The following is a 1,711-nucleotide window of genomic DNA, read 5'->3' as shown; positions in this document are numbered from 1 at the left end:
GCCCCGCCTCGTCGCGGGCGACCTCCTCGGGCGTCCGCCAGGCCGCCCCGGGGTCGACGGGCGGTGGCACCCTGCCGGGCGCCGTGGCGGAGCTCTCGGTAGCGGGTCGGCCCTTGCCGTGGTGCTTTCCCATGCCGTTGTCCCTCAATCCACGATGTGCGTGCGGTAGGTCAGTTCGACCCTACGTGCTTCGTCGCAGGGCGGGACCACGACGATGTGTGCGACCGCCGTCCACGGCTCGAGTCGCACGTAGTTGCTCGAACCCCAGTGGAACTCGCTGCCGGAGACCTCGTCGTGGACGCTGAACCGGGCGTCGTCGTCGTACCCGAGAGCGGCCATGTCCAGCCGGAGGGTGCCCTCCTGGACCCCGTGCGAGTCGAGTGAGACCACCGTGAGGACGCAGTCGCCGGTGGTGGGGTCGAGTTTGGAGTAGGCGAGGATCTGGTCGTTGTCCACGTCGTGGAACCGCAGGGTGCGCAGCTGCTGGAGGGCGGGGTGCTCCCGGCGGATCCGGTTGAGGGTCCGGAGCCACGGCGCGAGGGACTGGCCCGCCGCCTCGGCACCGGCGAAGTCCCGGGGCCGGAGCTCGTATTTCTCCGAGTCCAGGTACTCCTCGCTGCCGTCGGTGACGGGCTGCCACTCGAACAGCTCGAAGCCCGAGTACACGCCCCACGCCGGGGACAGCGTGGCCGCGAGCGTCGACCGGATCGCGAACATCGCGGGGCCCCCGCGCTGCAGCGACTCGTGGAGGATGTCCGGGGTGTTGGTGAACATGTTGGGCCGGGCCTCGTCGACGTGCGCCAGCAGCTGTTCGCAGAACTCCACCAGGTCGGACTTGGTGGTCTTCCAGGTGAAGTAGGTGTACGACTGCGAGAAGCCCCGCCTGGCCAGGCCGAACATGCGGGCGGGACGGGTGAAGGCCTCGGCGAGGAACAGCACGTCCGGTTCCGTGCGCTTGACCTCGGCGATCAGGCGGCTCCAGAAGTCGGCCGGCTTGGTGTGCGGGTTGTCCACCCGGAAGATCCGTACGCCCAGGGAGGTCCACAGCCGCACCACCCGGAGCACCTCGGCGTAGATCCCCTCGGGATCGAGGTCGAAGTTGACGGGGTAGATGTCCTGGTACTTCTTGGGCGGGTTCTCGGCGTAGGCGATGTGCCCGTCGGGCAGCACCGTGAACCACTCGGGGTGCGCCTGCGCCCACGGGTGGTCCGGCGCGCACTGCAACGCCAGGTCCAGCGCTATCTCGACACCCCTCGTGGCGGCGTACTCGACCAGCTCGCGGAAATCCTCGATGGTGCCGAGCTCCGGGTGCACCGCGTCGTGGCCGCCGTCCGCGGAACCGATCGCCCAGGGCGAACCGACGTCGCCCGGGTCCGGGGTGAGCGAATTGTTGCGGCCCTTCCGGTTGACCACCCCGATCGGGTGGATGGGCGGCAGGTACACCACGTCGAAGCCCATGTCCGCGGCGTGGTCGATGTGGGTGCGCGAGGTGGCGAAGGTGCCGTGGACGGGCCGGCCCCGCTCGTCCCACCCGCCCGTGGAGCGGGGGAAGAACTCGTACCACGAGCTGAACTGGGCCTCGCGCCGGTCGACCCAGACGCGGTGGGTCTGACCGGCCGTCACCAGCTCGCGGACCGGTCCGGCGGCCATCGCGGCCGCGACCTCGTCGGACAGCGCCAGCGAGGTCCGGGTCCGCGCGTCCCCGGTGCCG

General features: G+C 70.5%; 1 protein-coding gene. It reads right to left on the bottom strand.

Translation table 11 applies throughout. The features are described from left to right. Positions 1-144: 144 nt before the first annotated feature. Positions 145-1,711, bottom strand: a 1,567-nt coding sequence (locus G6017_RS11330; protein ID WP_182617415.1) for an alpha-amylase family protein, incomplete at its 5' end; no start/stop codon positions are given.

This window comes from Dietzia sp. B44 (assembly GCF_014145245.1).
GTDB classification, from domain to species: Bacteria; Actinomycetota; Actinomycetes; order Mycobacteriales; family Mycobacteriaceae; genus Dietzia; species Dietzia natronolimnaea.
The sequence above is the reverse complement of the archived record's forward strand: the minus strand, read 5'-3'. Positions and strand labels throughout refer to the sequence as shown.